The sequence below is a fragment of the Arthrobacter echini genome (genome assembly GCF_008107445.1).
Lineage (GTDB): Bacteria > Actinomycetota > Actinomycetes > Actinomycetales > Micrococcaceae > Arthrobacter_D > Arthrobacter_D echini_A.
In genome coordinates this window covers 230,895-250,015 of record NZ_VSLD01000001.1, presented here as the reverse complement: position 1 = coordinate 250,015, position 19,121 = coordinate 230,895, and the positions used below count along the sequence as shown (strand labels likewise).

At 67.9% G+C, this 19,121-nt stretch carries 15 protein-coding genes and 1 pseudogene; 11 read left to right on the top strand and 5 right to left on the bottom strand.

Annotated elements, in window-relative coordinates; genetic code table 11:
• Positions 1–110: 110 nt before the first annotated feature.
• Together FQ377_RS01205 and FQ377_RS01200 are read right to left on the bottom strand one after the other, a co-directional pair.
• The gene (locus FQ377_RS01205; protein WP_148599422.1) at positions 111–704 is read right to left on the bottom strand and encodes a GNAT family N-acetyltransferase; all 594 of its coding nucleotides are present in this window, start codon (positions 702–704) and stop codon (positions 111–113) included.
• A gap of 86 nt (positions 705–790) precedes the next feature.
• Positions 791–1,462, bottom strand: a complete 672-nt coding sequence (locus FQ377_RS01200; RefSeq protein ID WP_148599421.1) for a TetR/AcrR family transcriptional regulator — start codon at positions 1,460–1,462, stop codon at positions 791–793.
• A gap of 130 nt (positions 1,463–1,592) precedes the next feature.
• Between FQ377_RS01200 and FQ377_RS01195 the strand changes: the two genes are divergently transcribed.
• From FQ377_RS01195 to FQ377_RS01180, 4 genes are all read left to right on the top strand, one after another.
• A complete protein-coding gene (locus FQ377_RS01195) occupies positions 1,593–2,996 on the top strand; it encodes a flavin monoamine oxidase family protein (RefSeq protein ID WP_148599420.1) in 1,404 nt (467 codons plus the stop codon).
• Between the two features lie 2 nt (positions 2,997–2,998).
• The gene (locus tag FQ377_RS01190; protein ID WP_148599419.1) at positions 2,999–3,886 is read left to right on the top strand and encodes a universal stress protein; all 888 of its coding nucleotides are present in this window, start codon (positions 2,999–3,001) and stop codon (positions 3,884–3,886) included.
• Entirely contained in the window at positions 3,883–5,403 is a 1,521-nt protein-coding gene (locus FQ377_RS01185) for an APC family permease (protein ID WP_148599418.1), read from the top strand. Before FQ377_RS01190 ends, FQ377_RS01185 begins: the two co-directional genes overlap by 4 nt.
• Positions 5,404–5,527: 124 nt before the next feature.
• Complete coding sequence (locus FQ377_RS01180) at positions 5,528–6,370, top strand: universal stress protein (RefSeq protein WP_148599417.1); 843 nt, start codon at positions 5,528–5,530, stop codon at positions 6,368–6,370.
• A gap of 33 nt (positions 6,371–6,403) precedes the next feature.
• On the opposite strand, the gene rarD is transcribed toward FQ377_RS01180, so the two are convergent.
• A complete protein-coding gene (gene rarD, locus FQ377_RS01175; protein ID WP_148599416.1) occupies positions 6,404–7,369 on the bottom strand; it encodes an EamA family transporter RarD in 966 nt (321 codons plus the stop codon).
• A 185-nt stretch (positions 7,370–7,554) separates the two neighbouring features.
• Here rarD and FQ377_RS01170 point away from each other — a divergent pair, with 185 nt between their 5' ends.
• The 5 genes from FQ377_RS01170 to FQ377_RS01150 all read left to right on the top strand — a co-directional run bounded on the left by FQ377_RS01170 (position 7,555) and on the right by FQ377_RS01150 (position 14,386).
• Positions 7,555–8,976 (top strand): FAD-dependent oxidoreductase, encoded by a 1,422-nt coding sequence (locus FQ377_RS01170; RefSeq protein ID WP_148599415.1) that lies wholly within the window; start codon positions 7,555–7,557, stop codon positions 8,974–8,976.
• 63 nt (positions 8,977–9,039) lie between these two features.
• The gene (locus FQ377_RS01165) at positions 9,040–10,401 is read left to right on the top strand and encodes a helix-turn-helix domain-containing protein (RefSeq protein ID WP_148599414.1); all 1,362 of its coding nucleotides are present in this window, start codon (positions 9,040–9,042) and stop codon (positions 10,399–10,401) included.
• 119 nt (positions 10,402–10,520) lie between these two features.
• A complete protein-coding gene (locus FQ377_RS14970; protein WP_262364200.1) occupies positions 10,521–12,320 on the top strand; it encodes a peptidoglycan DD-metalloendopeptidase family protein in 1,800 nt (599 codons plus the stop codon).
• Positions 12,321–12,443: 123 nt separating this feature from the next.
• Entirely contained in the window at positions 12,444–13,967 is a 1,524-nt protein-coding gene (gene exaC, locus FQ377_RS01155) for an acetaldehyde dehydrogenase ExaC (RefSeq protein ID WP_148599413.1), read from the top strand.
• Between the two features lie 14 nt (positions 13,968–13,981).
• Positions 13,982–14,386, top strand: coding sequence for a DUF779 domain-containing protein (locus tag FQ377_RS01150; protein ID WP_148599412.1), 405 nt, complete (start codon positions 13,982–13,984; stop codon positions 14,384–14,386).
• Between the two features lie 103 nt (positions 14,387–14,489).
• Here FQ377_RS01150 and FQ377_RS01145 read toward each other — a convergent pair.
• A pseudogene (locus FQ377_RS01145) lies at positions 14,490–14,783 on the bottom strand (ArsR/SmtB family transcription factor); the annotation flags it as partial.
• A complete protein-coding gene (locus FQ377_RS01140) occupies positions 14,783–15,700 on the bottom strand; it encodes a cation diffusion facilitator family transporter (RefSeq protein ID WP_148599410.1) in 918 nt (305 codons plus the stop codon). The pseudogene FQ377_RS01145 and the gene FQ377_RS01140, both read right to left, overlap by 1 nt.
• Before the next feature lie 74 nt (positions 15,701–15,774).
• Between FQ377_RS01140 and FQ377_RS01135 the strand changes: the two genes are divergently transcribed.
• Positions 15,775–16,446 carry a TetR family transcriptional regulator gene (locus tag FQ377_RS01135; RefSeq protein WP_187393209.1) on the top strand — a complete coding sequence of 224 codons (672 nt, stop codon included), beginning with the start codon at positions 15,775–15,777 and terminating at the stop codon, positions 16,444–16,446.
• Between the two features lie 45 nt (positions 16,447–16,491).
• On the top strand, positions 16,492–19,077 hold the full coding sequence (locus FQ377_RS01130; RefSeq protein WP_148599408.1) for an MMPL family transporter: 2,586 nt from the start codon (positions 16,492–16,494) through the stop codon (positions 19,075–19,077).
• Positions 19,078–19,121 lie beyond the last annotated feature (44 nt).

Below are 19,121 nucleotides of genomic sequence, written 5' to 3'. Positions count from 1 at the left end.
CACCTGCCGCGCCGTGGGCGCCGGCCGGACCATGAAGACCCCGCAGCCCGGCTGCGGGGTCTTTCTGCTGTTGCCGTCAGTCCTGTCGTGGTTCCAGCCCGGACGTGGCCTCAGCCCAGCGGGATGAGGGCCTGGAAGTGCGGATTCCCGGCCAGGAACGCCTGTGCGTGGCGGCAGTAGGGAATCGGGGCGAGGCGCCGGCGGTGCGCGTTGAGCAGCGATTCGCGGACGAGGACCGCTTCGAGCCCGGAGTCCTGATGGTCCGTCCCCACGATGGTCTCCAGCAGGCGCAGGCGGCCGGCGCGCAGATCGTATTTCACGTAGCCCACCATGACGCCGTCGTGGAAGAGCTCGAAGCGCGACGTGACGGGATTGTCGCGGAACTTCTCCCGCACGCGCTCCGCCTCGACGCGCTGTGCTGCATGCGCGGCGCGATCGTCGAGTTCCTCGATCACGGCCTCGTAGTCCTCGAGCGCACCGAACGGCGCATTGTCGGTGTCCAGTACGCGATAGAGCTGATTGCTCAGGGAACGGAGTTCCCGATCGGTGGTCGCGGAGAGATCGCGCGGTATCACCGGGGCGGACCGGGCCGGGCGGCCGGGCAACTCCCGCACGACGAGGCCGAGGACGTCCTCGCTGATCCACGGGGCGTCATCGAGAGCGTCGGGGGAGAGGGAGATCGGGGTAAGGGGTGTAACGGACACTGTGGACCTCACTGAGCCAGAAGTGCCGGCCGCTACTTGACCGTGACGCGATCGTAACAGCGTTGCGGAAGGGGGTAAAGGCGCCCTCAGCCGCGGCTGGCCGCCAGTTGGGCGCGGAGGCCGTCGAGCATGGCCTCGAGGCCGGTGTGGAATGCGGCGTCCGCGGCGCTGCGGGCGCCGTCGGCCTCCCTCGCGGTCCGTACGGCGGAGGTGAAGACCGGGAAGTGCGGACCCAGGCTTCCCGAGTCGAAGATGTCGCTGGGCGCTGCGACGTCGAGCGCGGATCCGAAGATGAAGGACTCGAGGGCCACGATCGACGGGACGATCAGGGCCTCGGGCCATCCTGCGGCGAGGAAACCGCGGGCCACCTCCTCGTACATGCGCAGTGTCTCGGCCGCGTCGGTGACCGGCATGACGGCGATGACCGGCACCAGGGGGCCGTGACGGGCCAGCACCGTCCGGTAGGACCTGGCCCACTCCCGGACGGCGTCCTCCCACGGCTCCTCCGCGAAGGTGCTGAAGTCGACCATCGTCATGACGTGGTCCTGCACCCAGCCGAGTACCTCCCGCTTGGAGGCCGCGTGGTTGTAGAGTGCCGACGGCGCGACCCGGAGCCGGCGCGCCAGGGCCGACATCGTCAGTCCCTCATAGCCCTCGTCCTCGATCAGGGTGAGGGCGGCCGCGGTGATGCTGTCCCGTGAGAGCACACCGCGCGGTGGACGCCCGGCCCGGCGCGGCGAGGCTGGTCCTGCGCTCATGGATCGACCCCTGCTGCGATAGACGGATTCCGGTTCGACTCTTCCCCCGGAGAAGCCTCAAGGCTATAGTAGGGCGAAATAATGAACGTCATTCATTTTGTGGTCCGCGTCATGCGGCCGGGAGGATCATATGGGAACCATCGAGCGCGACGTCGTCATCATCGGAGCAGGCCCTTCCGGCCTGACCGCCGCACGCGACCTGACGAAGGCCGGGCACTCGGTCGCCGTCGTCGAGGCCCGGGACCGGGTGGGCGGCCGGACCCACACCGACATCATCGACGGGGCGATGTTCGAGGTGGGGGGCCAGTGGGTCTCACCGGACCAGACCGAACTCATCGGCCTGCTCGGCGAGCTCGGTCTGGGGACCTTCTCCCGCTACCGCGAGGGTGAGTCCGTCTACATCGGCCCCGCGGGCGAACCCGTCCGCTACACCGGGGAGATGTTCCCGGTGGGCGATCACACCCGTGAGGAGATGGAGCGCCTGATCGCCCTCCTCGACCGGCTCGTCGCCGAGGCGGGCCCCGAGGAGCCCTGGAACCACCCGGACGCCCGTGCGCTCGACACCATCTCCTTCCACCACTGGCTGCGTCAGCAGTCGGACGACGAGGAGGCCTGCAACAACATCGGGCTCTTCATCGCGGGAGGCATGCTGACCAAGCCCGCCCACGCGTTCTCCACGCTGCAGGCCATCCTCATGGCCGCCACGGCCGGATCCTTCTCGAACCTCGTCGACGAGGACTTCATCCTCGACAAGCGCGTGATCGGCGGGATGCAGTCCGTCTCCGAGCGGATGGCCGAGGAGCTCGGAGAGGACGTCATCCTCGCCAGCCCGGTACGCACCCTGCGCCGGAACGGGCCGGAGGGGCGCGACGGCGTCACGGTGGTCTCCGACACGGTCACGGTGCATGCGCGCTACGCGGTCGTCGCCGTGCCGCCCAATCTCTACTCGCGCATCAGCTACGACCCGCCCCTGCCGCGGCGCCAGCACCAGATGCACCAGCACCAGTCGCTGGGCCTCGTCATCAAGATCCACGCCGTCTACGCCACACCGTTCTGGCGGGAGGACGGACTCTCCGGCACCGGCTTCAGCGCGGGCTCGATCGTGCAGGAGATCTACGACAACTCGAACCACGAGGACCCGCGCGGTACCCTCGTCGGCTTCGTGTCCGACGAGAAGGCCGACGCGATGTTCGAGCTCACCGAGTCCGAGCGGCGCGCGCGCATCCTCGAGTCGATCGCCGGCTTCCTCGGCCCGCAGGCCCTCGAGCCGGAGGTCTACTACGAATCGGACTGGGCGTCGGAGGAGTGGACCCGCGGTGCCTACGCCTCGAGCTACGACCTCGGCGGACTCCACCGGTACGGGCGGGACCAGCGGACGCCAGTGGGCCCCATCCACTGGTCGTGCTCGGACATCGCGGCGGAGGGCTACCAGCACGTGGACGGCGCCGTCCGGATGGGTAGACGCACGGCAGCGGCAATCCATGAGGCGCTCGCGTCCGGACGGCAGCCCGCCGGTTCCGCGAAGGAGGCCTGAGCATGCGCTATGTCGTCGGTTACACCGCGGACGCACGCGGGCACGACGCCGTGTGCCTCGCCGTCGCGCTGGCCCGCCGCCAGGAGGCCAGCCTCGATCTCGTGCTCGTCACCCCCGAGCACTCCCTGTTCGCCGGGACGTACCCGCCGGCCAAGAACTTCGACGGGGTCCTCTCCGACCAGATGAAGGAGTGGATGGACGAGGGGCTGGCCCTCGTTCCCGCGGACGTCACGGCGCGCGGCGTGGTGCTGCGAGCGGAATCGAACGCCGAGGGCCTCATGAGGGCCGCCGCCGACCCGGATGTCGCCCTGATCGTCATCGGCGCGAGCTCGCGCGGGCCGGGCGCCCGATTCAACGTGGGCAACGTGGCACGCAGCCTGCTCCACGCCGCCGAGGTCCCCGTGGCGCTCGCGCCGAAGGGTTACCGTCGCATGGAACCTGTGACTCGCCTGACGTGTGCCGTAGGACGACGCGCGGGTGCCGGTGACGTCGTGGAGGTCGCGGTGTCATCGGCGCGCCGTCGCGATCTGCCCCTGCGACTGGTGTCCCTCGTTCCGCTCGATGCCGGCCGGCCGGATCCGGACGGGGCCGAGGACGCCGCGAATCTCCGGCTCCGGGAGGCAGCCGCGTCGATCGGCGGTCCGGTGAGCGTCGAGACGGCGCACGGCACGTCCGTCGAGGAGGCCATCGAGTCCATGGAGTGGGACGACGGGGAGATCCTGCTGGTCGGCTCCAGCCGACTCGCCCAGCACCTGAGGATCTTCCTCGGCACCACGGCGAACAAGATCCTGCGCACGCTGACCATCCCCATGGTCGTCGTCCCGCGCAGCTACACCTCGCCCCGCACCACGCCCGGCCAGGGCGCCCCGACCACGGAGATGGACGCATGAGCATCGAGGAGACCACCAGGACCGAGGGCGGACTGAGCAGGAAGGGTCTGGCGCCCGGGAAGGTGGGGCTGGTCGGGGCTGTCGTAATCGGGGTGTCCTGCGTGGCTCCGGCCTACACGCTCACCGCCGCCCTCGGCCCCACCGTGGCGGAGGTGGGCGTGAATCTGCCTGCCATCTTCCTCGTGGGGTTCATCCCCATGCTGCTCGTGGCGCTGGGATACCGCGAGCTGAACAACTCCATGCCGGACTCGGGGACCTCCTTCACCTGGGCCACCCGCGCCTTCGGGCCCTGGGTCGGCTGGATGGGCGGGTGGGGGCTGATCGCAGCCACGATCATCGTGCTGTCCAATCTTGCCGCCGTCGCCGTGGACTTCTTCTATCTACTGCTCTCACAGCTCCTGGGTGATCCGGCGATCGCCGATCTCACCCTGAATCTTCCGCTCAACATCGCGACGACCCTCGTGTTCATCGCCCTCGCGTGCTATGTCTCCTATCGCGGCATGGAGACCACCAAGACCGTCCAGTACGTCCTGGTCACCTTCCAGCTGATCGTGCTGGGCTGGTTCGCCGTAGCGGCCTTCATCCATGTGGCCAACGGCACCGCCTTCGATGCCACCGGGATCAGCGCCGAGTGGTTCAACCCCTTCGCCGTCGGCTCCTTCTCCGCCTTCGCGGCCGGGGTGTCCCTGTCGATCTTCATCTACTGGGGCTGGGACGTCACCCTCACCATGAACGAGGAGACCAGGAACCCGGAGAAGACACCCGGCCGGGCCGGTGCGCTCACGGTCATCGTCATCGTGGTCATCTACCTCACCGTCGCACTCGCCACACTCGCCTATGCGGGGATCGGCGACGGCGAACTCGGTGCCGGCAATCCCGACAACCAGGGGAGCATCTTCGCGGCCCTGGCCGGCCCCGTGATGGGCCCCTTCGCCATCCTGATGTCCATGGCGGTCCTGAGTTCCTCGGCCGCTTCGCTCCAGTCGACCTTCGTCTCCCCGGCGCGCACCCTCCTGGCCATGGGGCATTACACGGCCCTGCCCACGAGCTACGGGCGTATCAGTCCCCAGTACAAGTCCCCGAGTGTCGCCACCGTTGCTGCCGCCGTTGCCGCCGCAGGCTTCTACGTGTTCACACGCCTCGTCTCCGAGAACGCGCTGTGGGACACCATCACGGCCCTCGGGCTGATGATCTGCTTCTACTACGGCATCACGGCGCTCGCCTGCGTCTGGTACTTCCGCGCGCAGGCCTTCGCCAGCGGTCGGAATCTGGTCTTCAAGTTCCTGGCGCCGCTGCTGGGAGGGGTGATCCTCCTGGTCATGTTCGTGAAGACGGCGATGGACTCCATGGATCCGGCCTACGGTTCGGGCTCGGAACTGTTCGGGATCGGCATGGTCTTCATCCTCGGCATCGGTGTGATCCTCCTCGGGGCTGTCCTCATGCTCGTCTGGGCCAGGATCAACCCGGCCTTCTTCCGGCAGGAGATCCTCACGAAGGGCTCGGCGCCGAAGCAGTAGCTGCCGGCGTGGCAGCCGCCCCGATCAGCGGTTCATGGGCCGGCTGCTGCGCTAGAGTGAACCGACTCTGCGGCTCGTCATCGTTCTGCCGTGGCCGCCACTGATCGAGGAAGAGGAAGTCGCCGTGCGCTACGTCGTTGGCTATACCGAGAATGATCGCGGGAGGGATGCCCTGGAGCTGGCGACCTCCCTGGCCGTCACCCAGTCGGCCGGCATCGATCTTGTCACCGTCCTCGACTGGCCGCAGGACGGCAGTGTGGCCCCGGGTGGGGTCCGCGCACAGGAGGCACTCGATCGCGCGAGCGAGAACGTGCCCGACGGCGTCGAGGTCACCACGCACGTGCGCCTCGCGGACTCCTTCGCCGCGGGGCTGGTGGAGCTGGCGAACGACATCGGTGCCGGCCTGATCGTGATCGGCGCGTCCAGCAACGGTCTGCTGCGGCGCTTCACCGTGGGCAGCGTGGCGAACGCGGTGCTGCACAGCTCCAGCGTCCCGGTGGCTCTCGCGCCACGCGGCTACCGGCACCGCGCGGCATTCACCCGCATGACCTGTGCGGTGGGAACGCGCGCAGGTGCGGAGTCGGTGCTCGAGGTCTCGGTCGAATCGGCTGCGCGGCGCGGCCTTCCGCTGCGCCTGATCTCGCTCGTGGCGCTCGATGTGCATGAGGCCTCCGACTCGGGCGAAGCCATCAACAGGGCGCACCAGCATGCGGAGTCGGTGCTGGCCCGCGCCGTCGAGCAGCTCCCCGAGGGCCACGAGGCGTCCATCACGGTGGCGCACGGCCGCACCATCGAGGAGGCCATCGACGACATCGAATGGGATGCGGGCGAACTCGTGATCGTCGGCTCCAGCCGGCTCGCCCAGAATCGTCAGATCTTCCTGGGATCCACCGCGAACAAGATGCTGCGGGCCCTGCCCGTCCCCATGGTCGTCGTCCCGCGGGACTGGGTGCGCACCCCCCGCTGACAGGCGATCGGCCGCACCTCCGCGTTCACGGGGTCAGGAGTTTGCGGCCGGGGCAGGCACGGGCTTCCTCGCGGGTCGGGGCTGCCGGCGCACGGTCCGCACCATATCGATCGTGAGGAGGGCCAGACCCACCCACACCAGTCCGAAGCCGATCCACCGCTCGAACGGCATCTCCTCGTGGAGGACCAGCAGGGCGAGGAGGAACTGGAGCACGGGGGCGAGGTACTGGAGCATTCCGATGGTCGTGAGGGGCAGTCTGCGTGCAGCGGCCCCGAAGAAGATCAGGGGGACCGCGGTGATCACACCCGAGGCGGCCATGATCCAGAAGTGCCCCGTGCCCTCGCTCGTGAGGGTCGCGGCGCCGGTCGAGGAGAGCCAGAGCATGACGATGGCGGCGATGGGGGCCAGGACGACCGTCTCGATGCTCAGGCTCGAGACGGCGTCCACCCTGGAGCCCACCTTCTTCTTCACGAAGCCGTAGGTGCCGAAGGAGAACGCCAGGGTCAGTGCGATCCACGGGACGGATCCGTAGCCGACCGCGAGGACGATCACGGCGAGCACGCCCATCCCGATGGCGGTCCACTGCAGGGGTCGCAGCTTCTCGTGGAGGACGAGTACGCCCAGCAGGACGGAGACGATCGGATTGATGAAGTAGCCCAGGGAGGCCTCGATAGCCTGGCCCGAGGTGACGCCGTACGTGTAGACGAGCCAGTTGACCGCGATCAGCATGGCCGCGAGGGTGAGCGGCCCGACGATCTGCGGGGTACGCAGTGCCGTCAGCACCGGCCGCCACGAGCGCATCGCCGTGAGGAGCAGGGCGCAGAAGACCAGCGACCACAGCACACGGTTCGCCACGATCTCCACGGGCCCGGCCGGCGCCAGGATGATGAAGTAGAGGGGGAGGAGACCCCAGAGGCCGTAGGCGCTGATCCCGAAGAGGATGCCCAGGGAATTTTCGCTTCTCGCCGGGCGTTGGGGTCTTGCCTCTGTTCTGCTCACGAGAGCTGAACGATCGGCCTCGACGCTTTATTCCCGCAGGTGTCGGGGTGCGGTGGGCGGGTCGAGGAGACACCCACCACTATTTTGGCAGGTGCCGCCGGACGGCAATTAGAATAGGTGACTGTGCGCCTGGTACGCGTCACGGTATCCATCGGGAGCAGTTCCACCGGGAAGAAGGCTATTCAGTGTCTACCTCAGCTGCGGGACGACCGCTGCGGGTCGCGATCATCGGCGCGGGTCCGGCGGGTGTCTACGCTGCCGACATCCTGACGAAATCCAACGAGGTGCAGGGTGGCGACTTCGCCGTCAGCATCGACCTGTTCGATCAGTATCCGGCGCCCTACGGCCTCATCCGCTACGGGGTGGCGCCCGATCACCCACGTATCAAGGGCATCGTGAACGCACTTCACAAGGTGCTGGATCGGGGGGACATCCGCTTCCTGGGCAACGTCAACTACGGACGGGATCTCACCCTCTCCGACCTCCGCCGCTTCTACGACGCGGTGGTGTTCGCGACCGGCGCCATCAAGGACGCCGATCTTCCCATTCCGGGTGTGGAGCTGGAGGGCTCCTTCGGCGCCGCCGACTTCGTGTCCTGGTACGACGGCCACCCTGATGTGAGCCGGGACTGGCCGCTGGACGCCACCGAGATCGCAGTGATCGGGAACGGCAATGTGGCGCTCGATGCCGCGCGCATCCTCTCGAAGCATGCCGACGATCTGCTCTCCACGGAGATCCCGGACAACGTCTATGCCGGGCTGCGGGCCTCGCCCGTCACGGATGTGCACGTCTTCGGGCGGCGCGGCCCCGCCCAGATCAAGTTCACCCCGCTGGAACTGCGGGAACTGTCCCACTCCCGCGACGTCGATATCGTCCTCTACCCGGAGGATTTCGACTTCGACGCCGGCTCGGAGCAGCAGATCGCCTCGAACAACCAGACCAAGACGATGGTCAAGACCCTGACCAACTGGCTCGTCGAGGATGAACCGACCGGCGCCTCGCGTCGACTGCACCTGCACTTCCTCCACTCGCCGGTCGAGATCCACGACTCGGCGGAGACCCCCGGCAGGGTTGCCGGAATGAGGTTCGAGCGCACCGAACTGACCGGGGACGGCAGCGTGCGCGGCACCGGGGAGATGCTCGACTACCCCGTCCAGGCCGTCTATCGCGCCATCGGGTACTTCGGGTCCGAGCTCCCGGAGATCGGGTTCGACGCCGAGCGCGGTGTCATCCCCAACGCAGGCGGACGGGTGATCGACGAGTCCGGCGCGCCCGTGCCCGGTCTCTACGCCACCGGGTGGATCAAGCGCGGACCGGTGGGCCTGATAGGCCACACGAAGGGCGACGCGCTCGAGACCATCGGTTTCCTGCTCGAGGACCGGCTCAACCTGCCTGCCGCCGAGGAGCCTTCCGAAGCAGCCGTGACGGCGCTGCTGGAGGAGCGAGGCGTGCGCTACACCACCTGGAGCGGGTGGCTGAAGCTCGACAGCCACGAGATGAAGCTCGGCGCGAACTTCGTCAACACCTCGGGTAATGCCGAAGTGGTCCGCGAGCGCGTGAAACTCGTACCTCGCGAGGACATGGTGGCCATTTCCCGCGGTGAGTAGCCCCCGCTAGACTGTGATCTGCCCCACGCCGTTCCGTGGAGCAGACCACGAAGCGGAGTGTCGATGTCGCCGTCCCGTTCAGTCGCCGCTGCGGCGCTGTCCTCCGAGATGCTGCAGCGCACGGCGCTCGCCGCCCATGAAGCCCTGTGGCAGGGACGGGTCGAGGGAGATCTCCGCAGTGTGGTCCAGCAGTCCTGGCTGCGATCACTGTCGTTCCTCCCGGACCCCTCGACCGCCCAGGCGCACCTCTTCTGCGCGGATGACGAACTCGAGTCGTACCGCCAGTCCCATCCACTGATCACGGTCATGCCCGTCATCGACCGGCTGCTGGTCCAGCCGAGCCTTCGCGCCGGTCTTCTCGTGGCGGTCGGCGACGAGAACGGCCGGTTGCTGTGGGTCGAGGGTGACCGTGGGTTACGCCGACGTGCCGAGGGCATGCTCTTCATGGCGGGAGCCGACTGGTCGGAGGCCACAGTGGGGACCAGTGCTCCGGGGACAGCCCTGGCGCTCGGGTGCAGCGTCCAGATCGCTGGGGCCGAGCATTTCAGTCCGGATGCACGGCCCTGGAGTTGCACGGCTGTGCCGCTGCACGACCCCGATTCGGGGACGGTGCTCGGGGTCATCGACATCACCGGCTCCTCCGATGCCGTGGCTCCCCAGACCCTCTCGCTCGTGGAGGCGGCGGTGGCCGCAGCCGAGGCGCAGCTGAAGATCCACCGCCTGACGAGCCGGGAGCCCGCGGGTGGGCGGACGTCCCGAAGGGCCCGCTCCTCCACAGCGCTGTACCGGAACAGTCTGCAGATCCTGGGGAGTGACCTCGGCGTGGTGCACGTCGGTGGAGCCTCCGTGAAGCTGAGTCTGCGGCACGCCGAACTGCTCACACTCCTGGCACTGCACCCGGAGGGGCTCACGGCGGAGCAGCTCGCCGCCATGGTCTACCCCGATGATGCGGCGGGTGTGACCGTCCGCGCGGAGATGCTCCGACTGAGGAAGGTGCTGGTACCCTGCGGTGCCGAGATGGTGACCCAGTCCAGGCCGTACAGGTTGCCGGGTGAACTCGTCGTCGATGCGATGCAGGTCCTCGGCTATCTGCGGCGCGGAGCCCACCGGACGGCGCTCGGCATCTACCGGGGTCCGGTCCTACCGCGGTCCCAGGCTCCGGCGATCGTGCGCCTGCGCAGCGAGGTGTCCACCCTGCTGCGCGATGCTGTGCTCAGTGATGGTGCGCCGGACGCCGTGATGCAGTACCTGGCACTTCCCGAGGCAGAGGACGACACCGAGGCCTGGGAACTGGCCTTGAGGGTCCTGCCTCCACGCTCCCCGAGGAGGGGCGCCGTCGTCGCCCACGTGGAACGGCTGACCGCGGAACTGTCCGCGCCCCGGCAGGCTCAGGATTCGCCGAAGTTTGTCACCGAACCGCAATAGAACATCGCAATCCGGACCACGTTGGGGCTACCGTTGTATCCGGTGGCCGATGTGCCCGGCGGGCAATGCTGCCTGCTGGTCCGGATCACCGCAGAATGCACTTCCAAAAGGGGATCTTCGTGACGCAGGCTGGAAAGCACCGGAGCATGGCGAGGGTGCCGGGGCGCAGCCGAGGCGTACGCCGCACGAAGATGAACGCGAGCCTCGCGATGGTCGTGTGCTTCGTCGGATTCCAGGGCGTCGTCCCGCAGTCGTGGGAGGCCGCCGATGCCATGTCGCGGGCTTCCGTGCAGACGGACTCCTCCCTTCTCGGGCTCGACGACGCGCTGTCGGCAACGGGCTCGGTCGGTTCCTCCCTGATGGTTCCCCTCCGCTACGCCGATGCGCTCGATGCGACGAAGCCGCGGGAGGTGGCGCCGTCGGCGGACAGTTCCGCTGCTACCGCACCACTCCTCACCGACATCTCCACTGCCGTCCAGCGGCCTCTCGCGGGCACGCTTTTCGCCCCCCTCGGCGAACTCACCCCCACCTCGCCCTTCGGACCGCGAACGAGTCCCATCACGGCGGAGGAGGGAGAGCTCCACACCGGCCAGGACTTCGCAGCCCCCTGCGGCACCCCGGTGTACGCGGCGGATGCAGGGACAGTACGCGGTGTCGGATGGCACCAGTGGGGTGGCGGCAACCGCGTCGAGGTGGACCACGGCAACGGCCTCATCACCACGTACAACCACCTCCAGGGAATCTCGGTGGAAACGGGCGATGTGGTCGACGGCGGCGATCCGATCGCAGAGGTGGGTACCAGCGGATCGTCAACAGGTTGCCACCTGCATCTCGAGACAATCCTCGACGGTGAGCACGTGGACCCGGTGGGCTGGACTTACGTCCCCGCGACTCATCGGGCCCGTCCTGGCGTGATGAAGGACTACACACCCGGCGGTTCCAGCGTTTCCGCCGTCCCGGCCTGGGCCCAGTCGAGCACCCGGTCCGATCAGGTGTTCGGCGCAGATCTTGGCGCTGTCCCGCCGATCCTCGATCTTCAGCCAGTCCTCGGCGCCGGTAGCAGTGAGCTGCGCGGGCTGCTCCCGACCCAGCTACCCCGGGTCCCGGCCGCCACGCGCTCGAGCGGCGTCGCGGGAGCATCGGCATCTACCACCGCAGCGGCGCCCGAGCCCGATTCGGCCGTGAACCTGTCGTCCGAGCCGTCGAAGCCCGTCGTGAAGCGGCAGGAGGCGCTCGCGCAGGCGAGGCCGTCCGCGACCGCGAAGCCGAAATCGTCCGGGACGACGGAATCGAGAACGCAGTCCAAGCCGTCGAAGACCACCAAGCCCCCGGTGAAGTCGGAGCCGACGAAGTCCACGAAGCCCGAGACCCCGAAGTCGGAGCCGACGAAGACCACGAAACCCGAGCCCCAGAAGCCCGAGCCGACGAAGACCACGAAACCCGAGCCCCAGAAGCCCGAGCCGACGAAGACCACGAAACCCGAGCCGACCGAGACGACCAAGCCCCCGGTGAAGTCGGAGCCGACGACGCCCGAGACGACCGCGCCCGAGCCGCCCAAGGCTCCCGCGCCCAAGCCGACCGAGACCACGAAGCCGGCAGACCCGGTCGTGCAGCCGCAGGTCGTTCCCGAGGCAGGAACGGACCTGGCGTGCAGCCCCGATCCCGCGGTGGAGGCAGAGGCAGGTACCGAGCCGGTGCCCGCGACCCCTGCGCCCGGCGGAGAGTCCGCGAGTGTCCCGGGAGTACCGGCCGCGGATGCACCGGTGGATGCCGACGGCGCCGAGGAGACAGCCTGCGACGACGACGCGCTACCGGGGGAGGCCTCGGGCAAAACCGATCCTTCCCGGGGCCCTGACCCTGCGCCAGTGGGCCCGTCCACGCCCGGTGCGCCGTCGGTGGCACCCCGCAACGAGGGCTGAACGGAGCCCGCACCGGGATCACCGTTCCGGTGTCCATGCAACGTCGATGCAACCATCCGGCTTCTACGCTGTGGTCAGTGGACTGTACATGTCCCTCACCCGCGGAATCCGAGGAGTTCGACAATGACTGTTTATGCCCAGCCCGGCCAGGACGGATCGAAAGTCTCTTTCAAGTCCAGGTACGAGAACTGGATCGGCGGTGAATGGGTGCCGCCCCTGAAGGGCCAGTACTTCGAGAACATGTCGCCGGTCACCGGCAAGGTCTTCTGCGAAGTTGCCAGGGGTACTGCCGAGGACATCGAACTGGCCCTCGACGCAGCCCACAAAGCGGCTCCGGGATGGGGGAAGACCTCCGTCGCGGAACGAGCCTCCATCCTGAACCGCGTCGCGGACCGCATGGAGGAGAACCTGGAGATGCTCGCGGTCGCGGACTCCTGGGACAACGGCAAGCCGGTCCGGGAGGCCCTGGCTGCCGACATCCCGCTCGCCATCGACCACTTCCGCTATTTCGCGAGTGCCATCCGCGCTCAGGAGGGGCGCCTGTCGCAGCTCGACGAGGACATGACGGCGTACCACTACCATGAGCCCCTCGGCGTCGTCGGGCAGATCATCCCCTGGAACTTCCCGATCCTCATGGCCACCTGGAAGCTGGCGCCGGCGATCGCCGCAGGCAACGCCGTGGTGCTCAAGCCAGCCGAGCAGACGCCGGCATCGATCCTCGTCCTCATGGAGTTGCTCAGCGACATCCTCCCCGCGGGTGTGCTGAACGTGGTCAACGGCTTCGGCGTGGAGGCGGGAAAGCCGCTCGCCTCGAGCAAGCGGATCCGGAAGATCGCCTTCACCGGCGAGACGACCACCGGCAGGCTCATCAGCCAGTACGCCAGCCAGAATCTGATCCCCGTCACCCTGGAACTCGGCGGGAAGAGCCCGAACATCTTCTTCGCGGACGTCGCGGAGAGCAACGACTCCTTCTACGACAAGGCCCTCGAGGGCTTCGCGCTCTTCGCGCTGAACCAGGGTGAGGTCTGCACGTGCCCGTCCCGCGCGCTCGTCCAGGGCTCCATCTACGACTCCTTCATGTCGGACGCGATCGCCCGGGTGGAGAAGATGGTCCAGGGGAATCCGCTGGACACGGAGACCCAGGTGGGTGCACAGGCATCCAACGACCAGCTGGAGAAGATCCTCTCCTACATGGACATCGGCCGGCAGGAGGGCGCAAAGGTGCTCATCGGCGGTGAGCGGAACATGCTCGACGGCGATCTTGCCGAGGGGTACTACGTTCAGCCCACGGTGTTCGAGGGAACGAACAGGATGCGGGTGTTCCAGGAGGAGATCTTCGGCCCGGTGGTGTCGGTGGCCCGCTTCGACGACTACGCAGAGGCCATGGAGATTGCCAACGACACCCTCTACGGCCTGGGTGCCGGTGTCTGGTCCCGGAACGGCAATGTTGCCTACCGTGCGGGTCGTGAGATCCAGGCGGGCCGCGTGTGGGTGAACAACTACCACGCATACCCGGCGGGAGCGGCGTTCGGAGGATACAAGTCCTCCGGCATCGGTCGCGAGAACCACGCCATGATGCTCGATCACTACCAGCAGACCAAGAACCTCCTGGTCAGCTACTCGGAATCCAAGCTCGGGTTCTTCTAGGCGATGGGGACGCCATGACCGTCGAGGCATCGGTGACCATCCCGGGGGAGACCTTCTCCCGGGTGGCGCTCACCGAGAGCGCCGTCGAGTTGCTGGACAAGCTGTGGCTCCTCCACGGACCCCTGATGTTCCACCAGTCCGGCGGATGCTGCGACGGCTCGTCGCCGATGTGCTATCCGGCGGGCGAGTTCATCACGGCCGAGGCCGACGTGCTCCTCGGCGTCCTCGACATCTCCTCCGATACGCCCGGGACCGACGCCGACTCCCGACCGATCGAGTTCTGGATGTCGCGGGAGCAGTTCGAGTACTGGCGCCACACGCATCTGACGGTCGACGTGGTGCCGGGACGGGGGAGCGGGTTCTCCGTGGAAGCTCCCGAGGGCAAGAGATTCCTGATCAGGTCCCGACTGATGGGCTGACCGGCCTCGACGCCGCGGCATCGCGGATGGCAGGGCCCGGGCGGACACGACGATCCGCCGGGGCCCTGCCGTTCTCGCGTTCGGTCGGGCCGGCGTCGTGCTTCGGATCCACGGCCAGGACGACGCCGAGCAGATCGGTGATCGCGTGACCGAGTTTCGGGTCCACGAGCTCGTAGCGTGAACGCCGGCCCTCGGGCACGAAGACCACGAGACCGCACCCGCGCAAGCACGAGAGGTGATTGGACAGGCTCTGCCTGCTGACCCCGAGGAGATCGGCGAGCTCGCTGGGGTATGCGGAGGCATCCCGCAGCGCTACCAGGATGCGGACCCGCGTGGGATCCGACAGGGCCGTCCCCACGCGCTCCAGGACCGACGTCGAGGTCAGGGCGTGCAGCATCAGTGTGCGAGTTCCGTCTCGTGCGGCACATGCCCCAGGGGCTCGATCTGGAAGGTGCAGTGATCGATACCCACCTCGAAGTGTTCGCTCACGCACTCCTGGAGCTGATCGAGTACGGCGTGGGCGGAGCCGTCCCTGTAGCACTCGTCGTCCACCACCACGTGCGCCGTGAGGACCGGAAGCCCCGTGGCGATCTGGGTGATGTGCAGATCGTGGACGTCGCGGACCCGGGGCAGGCGCGCGAGGTGCGACCGGACAGCATCGAGATCGATGCCCACTGGAGTGGATTCGAGCAGCACATCGATGGTCTCGCGCAGCAGCTTGACGGTCCGCGGGATGATCAGGGCGCCGATGAGCAGAGCCACGAGGGCGTCGGCGCGCATCCATCCGGTGAGCGTGATGACGACGGCCGCGACGATCACGGCCACCGAGCCGAGAGCGTCGTTGAGCACCTCGAGGAAGGCAGCCCTCAGATTGAAGCTGGCAGCGCGGTGTCGCGACAGGAGCCCCAGGGCAACCAGGTTCCCCAGGAGGCCGACGACGCCGAAGACGATCATCTCCGGGGCGGCGACATCCTCGGGTGTGATCAGGCGCTTGACCCCCTCGACCAGCACGTAGGCGCCGACGGCCAGGAGGAAGGCTGCCTGGAGCAGGGCCGCAATCACCTCGGCCCGGCGGAAACCCCAGGAACGTCGCGCCGTTGCGGGGCGGATCGCGAGAGTCGCGGCACCGAGAGCGATTGCCAGACCGGCGGCGTCCGTGAGGACGTGGACGGAGTCGAAGAGCAGGGCAAGGCTCCCTGTCCACAGGGCTCCGATGATCTGCAGCACGAAGACGAGGACAGTGATGCCCAAAGCCGCGGCCAGGGGCCCACGGCTGGAGGAAGCGCTCGAGGTGTGATGCTGGTGCGACGCCATGGATCCAACAGTACAGTGCTGGATGAACACACGCTTCGTTGCACGGAGTGCAAAAATTGCAGTATTCTGGAGCAGTGCTGAAGGCGAACCATCACGCCGAGCCCCTGGGCCGCCGTGAACAGAACAAGATCGACACCCGTCATGCCATCGCGGACGCGGCGTTCGAGCTGGCACGGTCCGTCGGACCGGGTGCCTTCACCGTCGACCAGATCGTGGAGCGCGCGGGAGTCTCCCGGCGCACGTTCTTCAACTACTTTCCAAGTGCCGAGGACGCCCTTACCGTCCGGATGGACCTGTTCATCGATCTGGCCCTCGGCGTCTTCGAGCAGCTCCCCGCGAACGAACCGCTGTTCGGTGCAATCATCCGCGCCTTCACCGAGACGACGAGGATGGAAGGGTTGTCCCAGCACGGCGAACTGTTCCGCATGGCGGGTGCCGACCCCGATCTGTTGAGGGCCCAGTTGCATTCCTGGGAGCGCGCGGAGGCGAGGATCGGCGAGGCGCTGCGCGCCAGACTCGGTACCGCTGCCTCCGAGCTCTATCTGACGGCGCTCGTGGGCTGCGTGATGTCCAGCACCAGGGCCGCCCTGCGCGACTGGGCCGTGCACACGCCGCCATCGGCCTCCGATTCGGGCAAGCAACTCGAGGCTCGTATCCTCGCCGCACTGACGATGCTGCGCGACGGCTTCGCTGATCCGGGTGCGCTGATCGCGCCGGATCCCCCGGACATTCCCGCTCGTTCCTGATCTTTCGTCCTCTTCCCGTCCGTCCCTCCCCGCAAGGATCACTCCATGGCATTTCTGCTCTATCGGCTCGGCTCGTTCGCCTATCGGAGGCGATGGTGGGTGATATCCGCCTGGCTGGCGATCATGCTCGCCGTCGGCGGAGCCGCCGCTGCGTTCTCCGGAACCCTCACGAACAACTTCTCGATACCCGGTACCGAGTCCCAGCGCATCTCCGACCGGCTGAAGGACGAACTGCCCGAGGCCGTGGGAGGCACGGGCACCGTGGTGTTCACCACGGACGACGGCTCGGCGTTCTCGACCGAGCAGCAGGACGAGGTACAGGCCGTCCTCGCCTCCATCGCCGGGTTCGACGGTGTACGCGGGGTCGTCGATCCGTTCGACGTGGCAGCGCAGGTCGACTCGGGCAAGGAGGAGATCGAGTCCGGGCGCGCGGAACTCGAGGCCAGCGAGCAGAAGCTCACGAGCGGCGAGGAGCAGCTCGAGCAGGGCCAGGCCGAGCTCGACGAGCAGCGGTCCCAGTTCGAGAGTGCCCGTGATCAGCTTCCGGCAGCGAGGGAAGCGGCCACGGAGCGGCAGCTCGAGCAGGGTCAGGCCGAACTTGATGCCAGCAAAGCGGAGCTCGAGTCCGGCCGGGAGCAGTTCGAGTCCGGTACCACCGAACTCGATCAGGCCCAGCGGCAGCTCGAGGCCACCTCCGGAGTGAGCCTGCTCTCCGACGACGGATCCGCCGCCGTCGCGAACGTCCAGTTCGACGGGCAGATCAACGGTGTGTCCCCGGAGCTCCGCGAGAAGGTGCAGGAGACAGCGTCCGAAGCCGACTCGGCCGGTGTCACGGTCGATTTCAGCAAGGAGATCGTCGAGGACGTCTCCGGCATCGCCGGCGCCGCCGAACTCATAGGCCTGGCCGTTGCCGCGATCGTGCTGATCCTGATGCTCGGAACGCTTGTCGCCGCCGGTCTGCCGCTGCTCATGGCGGTGGTCGGTGTAGGCGTGGGTGTGGGTATCACCTTCGCCCTCTCCGGTGTCATCGAGATGAACAGTATCTCGCCCGTCCTGGCCCTGATGCTCGGCCTTGCCGTGGGGATCGACTACTCCCTGTTCATCGTCAATCGCCACAGGACCCAGCTGCTCCGCGGCATGGAACTGCGGGAATCCATCGCCCGGGCCACGGGAACCGCGGGTAACGCGGTCCTCTTCGCGGGGATCACCGTCGTCGTGGCCCTTGCCGCGCTCGCCGTACCCGGTCTGCCGTTCCTGACGGTGATGGGTCTGTCCGCGGCCGGAACGGTCGCGGCCGCCGTGCTCGTGGCACTCACCCTGACGCCGGCCCTGCTCGCCGTGATCGGGCGCCGGATCGTGTCGAAGCGCCGCTGGGCGCGGGGGAACGGCGGAAAGCACTCCGCCAAGGCGCCAGTCGAGGGCCAGGATCCCACGGAGGCCGCCGACGAGCGGGCCGCCAAGGGGGCCGGCTGGGGTGGGATCGCCACCCGGAAGCCCATCCTCACGGTTCTCGCGGGGGTGGTACTGCTCGGGGTGATCGCCATCCCGGCCACGCAGCTGCGTGTCGGACTGCCCGACGGCGGTGCGGAGCCGGCCGATTCCACGGCGTTCCAGGCGTACACCACCATCGGCGACAAGTTCGGCGAGGGAACGAACGGTCCACTGATCGTGGTCGGGTCCTTCCCCGAGACACAGGACGAGACCGAACTGACCGCGCTCCAGCTGGATGTCAACGACCTCCTGTTGGACGTGGACAATGTTGCAGCCTCGGTGCCGGCCACCGTCAGCGAGGACGGACGGACGGCCATCTTCCAGCTCATTCCGGAGGAAGGCCCGTCCAGCGAGAGCACGGAGAACCTGGTGCGCGACCTGCGCTCCGCCTCGGACAGCATCGAGGAGCAGACCGGCGTGCCGGTCGCCGTCACCGGACAGACGGCTGCGAATATCGACGTGTCGGAGAAGCTCGTCCAGGCGCTGCCGCCCTACCTCGGCATCGTCGTGGGGCTGTCCCTGATCCTGCTGCTGCTCGTCTTCCGCTCCATCCTCGTGCCGGTGATCGCGACGGCGGGCTTCCTGCTCTCCCTGCTCGCCAGCTTCGGAGCCACGGTCGCCATCTACCAGTGGGGGTGGCTCGGAAGCCTCTTCGCGGTCTCGAACCCCGGGCCCATCCTGAGCTTCCTGCCCATCATCCTGATCGGCGTGCTCTTCGGCCTCGCGATGGACTACCAGATGTTCCTGGTCTCGGGCATGCGGGAGGCCTTCGTGCACGGTGCCGATCCCAAGGCGGCGGTGCGCATCGGGTTCAGCCACGGCGCACGGGTCGTCACCGCCGCGGCCATCATCATGGTCTCGGTGTTCGCCGGCTTCGTCTTCTCGGAGCTCGCCATGGTGCGTCCCATCGGGTTCGGGCTCGCGTTCGGCGTCCTCCTGGACGCGTTCGTGGTCCGTATGACGCTCATCCCGGCGGCCATGTACCTGCTGGGCAGGCACGCCTGGTGGCTGCCGGCCTGGCTGGAGCGCATCCTGCCGGATGTCGACGTCGAAGGCGCCAAGCTCGAGCGCGGCGAGGAGGCGAAGCCGGCGCCCGAGGAGAAGGCAGAGCTGGAACGCGGGGAGAAGGTCTCGGTCTAGCACTGTCGATGCGTGCCCGGGCGGCTCCGGCCTCCCGGGCACGC

Excerpts from the sequence above, each read along its gene's own strand:
- FQ377_RS01200 (WP_148599421.1), bottom strand. The coding sequence starts at position 1,462 with ATGAGCGCAGGACCAGCCTCGCCGCGCCGGGCCGGGCGTCCACCGCGC.
- FQ377_RS01195 (WP_148599420.1), top strand. The coding sequence starts at position 1,593 with ATGGGAACCATCGAGCGCGACGTCGTCATCATCGGAGCAGGCCCTTCC.
- FQ377_RS01190 (WP_148599419.1), top strand. The coding sequence starts at position 2,999 with ATGCGCTATGTCGTCGGTTACACCGCGGACGCACGCGGGCACGACGCC.
- FQ377_RS01185 (WP_148599418.1), top strand. The coding sequence starts at position 3,883 with ATGAGCATCGAGGAGACCACCAGGACCGAGGGCGGACTGAGCAGGAAG.
- FQ377_RS01165 (WP_148599414.1), top strand. The coding sequence starts at position 9,040 with ATGTCGCCGTCCCGTTCAGTCGCCGCTGCGGCGCTGTCCTCCGAGATG.
- exaC (WP_148599413.1), top strand. The coding sequence starts at position 12,444 with ATGACTGTTTATGCCCAGCCCGGCCAGGACGGATCGAAAGTCTCTTTC.
- FQ377_RS01150 (WP_148599412.1), top strand. The coding sequence starts at position 13,982 with ATGACCGTCGAGGCATCGGTGACCATCCCGGGGGAGACCTTCTCCCGG.
- FQ377_RS01140 (WP_148599410.1), bottom strand. The coding sequence starts at position 15,700 with ATGGCGTCGCACCAGCATCACACCTCGAGCGCTTCCTCCAGCCGTGGG.
- FQ377_RS01130 (WP_148599408.1), top strand. The coding sequence starts at position 16,492 with ATGGCATTTCTGCTCTATCGGCTCGGCTCGTTCGCCTATCGGAGGCGA.